Raw genomic sequence first — 5,251 nt, 5'->3', positions numbered from 1 at the left:
CGAAAGATGGATTAGAGCTTTATCTGGGAATACAAAAATGGTTATTGAGATATCACAACAGAAGTCATCAAGGAATACAGCTTAAAAAACCACTGGAAAAGTATAAATCAGCAGCATAAAAAACAATTAAGAAACAGCTAATTGTGGTCTAGAGAAATGAGGGTAGAATAGTATTTCGATAGATTTTTTACTATCAAGTTGACCTTCATTATTATTATTATTATTATTATTAAGTACGTTGTTTGCACTTGTATTCTGTGATAATTCAATATCGTTCTCTCCTTTAATAACTTGTGTCTCTGCAACTTGTTGTGCTTTATTGCAACCGAAGATTAAAAATAAAAGAAAGAGGTAAGATATACTAAATTTTAACATATTATTTTTTATAAAGATTAATTATTTTTCACTTTTACAAATCCTGTATTAGGAGAAGTTATCTGTTATTTTGCAAAAGGATCGTTATTTGAACGTCTCGGATATTTTTCCGCAACTTTCTTAATTAGATGATTTATTGCGTTATATAATCTATTTTGGTCATAAGAGGAATCAACGTTTATATAAATTTCGTTTGTTGAAGGGCTTCTACTACTACCGTTCGTATAACAATCTCGTTTTAAACATTGGATGCAAATTTTTTGGTCAGTTACTCCACCAATTGGTCCTGGAACGTGAATTGGTGTGCATATAATTTTAACAGCCGTATTCATATGTGTGCTCGCGCTTACTTCGGATGCGTGAAATTTATATCGATCGTTGTAAATAAATCCTTCAGAATCAACATTGAAATATGTTGAAGAGTTGTTTGCAATATATTTTAATGTTTCATCTATTGATAAATTCTGTGACATAAGTTTATTTGAAGTTGATACTAAAAATAGTAATAGTAGTAAAATTGTTTTTTTCATATTTGTTAATTTTAAGTTGGTTATTTAAAAGTTTATTGTTGCATAATATTATTCTGCAAAAAGAAATGCATCTCTTTTTTTGCTTGCTTCGTAGTAGGAATTAAAAATATATGCTTTTTTAGATTTTACTTTATTTCCAAATGTTGTATATAAAAGGAAATTTTTAACAATCTCGTTTTCAATATATGCTTGTTTGTCTCTATTAAAGTTTTTAACCTCTATTACATCAGAAACTTTTACTACATCTGACCAGGTTTTTGTAGTACTAACTGATGTTACTTCTTCGCCTTTAATGACGACAAACATATATTTTTTATTTTGGGAAAAGACAAATGTAAATAATAGTAAAAATAAAAATGAGAGTAGTTTTTTCATAATTGTGTTTTTTAATTTATATTTTTTTTTTAAAACTTCATTAAAACTTCTGGATTTTCAAGTTCATTAATTTTTGAATAATTTAACGATTCTAATATTGAATACAGAATTAGATACATGAATGCTAAAGGAACTTTTATTGGTATTGAAATTATAACTAAAAGTATATATATTATTGAAATGTTATCTTTAAACCACTGTAAAATTCCATTAATTATAAGTAATGGAAATAAAATTAAATACATAAAAAGAACTATTATAAACATTGGTTTCTATTAAATTAGTTGTTTTAGATTTTAAAGGTCGGTTTTATAAATTTTGCTAGCAGTTAGTTTACATCGCAGCTAACGTTTGGGTATTTCTGTTGGCGGGGACTTTTTATAACAAGTCTTTGTAAATATAACAAATTGAACAATTAGCGAAAATCTTTATGATGTAAACTTCAACCCCGCTAATAGAAATACCGTGTTATGCTTAGTTTTTTATTCTTTTCAGTCCAAGTAGGGCAAATAATTGTACGAATTGTCCATAATTCTTTTTTCCAAGTCCTTTTGTTTTAATCTGTTTTTTTAAATCTGTATAATTTGCGTAATAAAAGCTTGAGAATCGTCCTTTTATTTTCTCGTCTTTTATTAACCAAACTGCTTCGTGAGTTTCATAACGAGAATGTTCCTCAACTAAAATGTAGTAATCGAAGTCTGTCCACTGTTTTGAATTTCGTAGAATTGGAATTAATGGATTTATAAATGTTATTCCAGAATTGTCAGCAATTACAAATTTACTTTGTGTAGCAAGTAATAGCAAAAACAAAAGATTAAGTCCAATAATTACAGAGTAGGCGAATAGTGCGTTTTTATCATTTATAAGGTCAACTTTGTCGTAGCTAATTTTGGAACTAATCAGTAGTTTAAATGTCCCAAAACCAATTAATATATTTAGACCTAAAAGAAGTCCGAAACCACCAATTATTTTATATTTAGAATACACTTTTGTCATTTGTTGACTTGTCTTTTAAAATTAGGCATAACGGTTGGGTATTTCTGTTGGCGGGGACTTTTTATAACATGTCTTGGTAAATATAACAAATTGAACAATTAGCGAAAATCTTGATGATAGGAACTTCCGCCCCGCTAATAGAAATACTTTGTTATCGGCAGGCATATACAGTCTATTCCAGTTGTATTTCAATTACATTTTCTTCCATATCAATTTCAAACCAATTAGTCTCTGTTGCTTTTGGCACACATTCCTTCATGCTCAAATTTCTTGAAAATTTACTTAATGCCTCTTTTCCCAATTTTAATATTAATTTATATTCCGTTTGTCCATCAACACCGATGTAGGCTCGGAGATTTGTTTGTCTATTATCGTTGACGTATTTTTGAGAATAGATTTTTTCTTCATTAAGTAACGAAATTCCGTCGCACCAAAAACTCCTTATTCTTTCATCGCTTGAATTTTTAAATGCTTTGCAAATTTCAAATTCTAAATATTCACAAAAATTTTGGTCCAACATGTTTACAATTTCAATTTTTTTGTTTTGATTTCCGGTTTTTGCTTGCCGATAACGATCGGGTATTTCTGTTGGCGGGGATTTTTATAACAAGTCTTGGTAAATATTACAAATTGATCAATTAGCGAACATCTTGATGATAGGAACTTCCGACCCGCTAATAGAAATACCTTGTTGTAGGCAGTTTCTTAATCCTTTACCTGTAATAAAAGGTCATTTATTTTAGTTTCGTAAAAGTCCAATTTCATTTTTTTAAAATCAATTACGTTTACATCTAAAAGAATCTTTTTTGAAGTTATGATTTTATTATCAATTAATTCCTCGTTAATAAATTTTGCTATTTCTGGTTTTTCATTTTGATCGAAATAAATTGTAGTTTGATAAGAAATCGTTTTAGCTGGAATTTTTTTATATTTTTTGAAGAAGTGAATTTCTGAGTTTAAAATACGAACTAATTTTCCATCGTGGTTTCTGCTAATTTCGGTTTCAAATCCAATTGAACCAATGATATTTTTAGACTTATTTTTTATTGTTCCAGAACCTTCAATTAGTTTCGTTGGAAATGATTTTGAGTAAGTATTTATTGTGTCCAAATACTTATAAGATTCAAATCTGTTTTTTAAGGCAATATCTTTATTTTGCGCAAAAGTTTGAAATGATAAGAAAAATAAGATCGGAATTAATGCTTTCATTCTTAATCGGTACTTGTGTGAAATTGCCTACAACGTTTTTCGGCTTGGCGATGTGGCGGATAAAGAAGCCGAAACTTCCTATTATTACTGAACTTCAAAGGAAGCAAATATCTTCGATTTAGCACTAAATCCGCCATATTGCCAAACCGATATTGGCGGTAGTTTTTTTAGATTCCATTTTCTGAGTTCCACATTTTATCGAACGTATCATTTTTTATTGTGAGGTCATTAATTCTAACACGAATGAAATAATTACCATCTTCATCATTTGCATCATTTTCTAAAGAATAAATTAATGTTTTTTTTGTGCCTTCTTTCAATTCAAAAATTATATACTTTCCATTATTAGATTTTTTTATTTTGTCAGTCGTAATGTCCGAATAATCCTGAATGTTTTTGATAAAATCCTTATATTGTTTTGCGGTCATATACGTTGAAAAATCAACTCTTCTAAATCGCTTTTGTTTATCAGTGTAAAATGACACCACAACATCTTTAAGTTTAAAGTTTTTGAAAGAATATATGCTATCCATCTTTGCATGAGGAATTCTATAAACATAATCAGTTGTATCAGTATAAATTTGTTTTTTCTTAATGGTGTCAAAGTATGAATCTTTTCCAACAATGAAAATTAAGTTATCCTTATTTACTTTTGAGAATAATGAGTCCAAATTTTCTTTAAATGTTATTTTTTCTAATTTAAAAGTTCCATATTGCTTTCCGATGTAATTTGGATTTTCTTGTCCGTTACATCCGATAATTAGAAATGTTAAGTTCAAAAAAACAAGTAATCTATATAATTTCATTATAATATTTTTGTTAATATTCTTCTCTATGCACTGTCTGTGAAAATTACCGCCAATGGTTGGGTATTTCTGTTGGCGGGGACTTTTTATAAAAGGTCTTTGTAAATATAACAAATTGAACAATTAGCGAAAATCTTGATGATAGGAACTTCCGCCCCGCTAATAGAAATACCTTGTTGTGCGTTCGCTTTTTTTTATTCGATCAAATATTTGCCACCCAATGTACTCTTTTAGGTTTATGTATTTAGTGAGTCTGTAATAAACATCCCAATAACTTATCATTCTGCTTTCTGTTCGTTGTCTATACTTTGGGTTTTCTCTAAAAAACTTTAAGTAATTATTAATTGTTTTTTCATTGATATGTTTGTCTGCAACCTCCAAAATTTCCATTACATATTCTCCTAAAAGTTGAAAAATAAATGGAATTACATAATAGTCTTTTATATTATGGACTAATTTTTCAAGATTTTGTTGTCTAACAAAACCGTTATGATGTCTTAAATAAATACAGTTCAATATAGTTTGTTGGTTTATTGTCAAACTGTTTGCTGCCGTTTCATTTGGGTTGTCGAAATATACTCGTCCAGGAATGATGAGTTTTTGTCCGTCTAAAATAATTTCCTCTTCAACTGTTGGATGAATGTCTAAATTTTTATCAATTAGAAAAGCCGTAACAATCTCAACGTCTTGTTTTAAGTCAATCGGAAATGCATTCAAAAGTTTTTGTCTGTTAATTTGCAATAAGTCCGATGTTAATCTCATTTAGTTTCGGTTTTATTAAGTGACGCACAACGTCCGGGTATTTATGCAGGCGGGATAAAAATACGAAAACTTTCTACTTGCTAAAAACTTAATTAATCGCTAAAATCTTCGATGAAAACTTCAGACCCGCTTGTATAAATACCGTGTTATCACTCGTTTTTATTCCATTTTTTGAAAAACTTCCTCTATTTTTTCACG

The 5,251-nt window shown here is 28.8% G+C and carries 7 protein-coding genes; all 7 read right to left on the bottom strand.

Features of this window, described 5'->3' with window-relative positions; translation table 11 throughout:
- Window positions 1–440 precede the first annotated feature (440 nt).
- Complete coding sequence (locus OA86_RS15100; RefSeq protein ID WP_039355168.1) at window positions 441–905, bottom strand: hypothetical protein; 465 nt, start codon at window positions 903–905, stop codon at window positions 441–443.
- 48 nt (window positions 906–953) lie between these two features.
- Entirely contained in the window at window positions 954–1,280 is a 327-nt protein-coding gene (locus tag OA86_RS15095) for a hypothetical protein (RefSeq protein ID WP_039355165.1), read from the bottom strand.
- A gap of 474 nt (window positions 1,281–1,754) precedes the next feature.
- The gene (locus OA86_RS15085; protein WP_039355160.1) at window positions 1,755–2,276 is read right to left on the bottom strand and encodes a hypothetical protein; all 522 of its coding nucleotides are present in this window, start codon (window positions 2,274–2,276) and stop codon (window positions 1,755–1,757) included.
- 172 nt (window positions 2,277–2,448) lie between these two features.
- Window positions 2,449–2,796, bottom strand: a complete 348-nt coding sequence (locus OA86_RS15080) for a hypothetical protein (protein ID WP_039355157.1) — start codon at window positions 2,794–2,796, stop codon at window positions 2,449–2,451.
- 185 nt (window positions 2,797–2,981) lie between these two features.
- The gene (locus tag OA86_RS15075) at window positions 2,982–3,485 is read right to left on the bottom strand and encodes a hypothetical protein (protein WP_039355154.1); all 504 of its coding nucleotides are present in this window, start codon (window positions 3,483–3,485) and stop codon (window positions 2,982–2,984) included.
- Between the two features lie 167 nt (window positions 3,486–3,652).
- Window positions 3,653–4,291 (bottom strand): hypothetical protein, encoded by a 639-nt coding sequence (locus OA86_RS15070; RefSeq protein ID WP_126340474.1) that lies wholly within the window; start codon window positions 4,289–4,291, stop codon window positions 3,653–3,655.
- A gap of 159 nt (window positions 4,292–4,450) precedes the next feature.
- Complete coding sequence (locus OA86_RS15065; protein WP_039355149.1) at window positions 4,451–5,053, bottom strand: hypothetical protein; 603 nt, start codon at window positions 5,051–5,053, stop codon at window positions 4,451–4,453.
- Window positions 5,054–5,251: the final 198 nt, after the last annotated feature.

Origin of the sequence: Kaistella jeonii (genome assembly GCF_000812865.1) — a bacterium.
GTDB classification, from domain to species: domain Bacteria; phylum Bacteroidota; class Bacteroidia; order Flavobacteriales; family Weeksellaceae; genus Kaistella; species Kaistella jeonii.
Note: the sequence above shows the minus strand (reverse complement) of the source record. Positions and strands in the feature narration are given on the sequence as shown.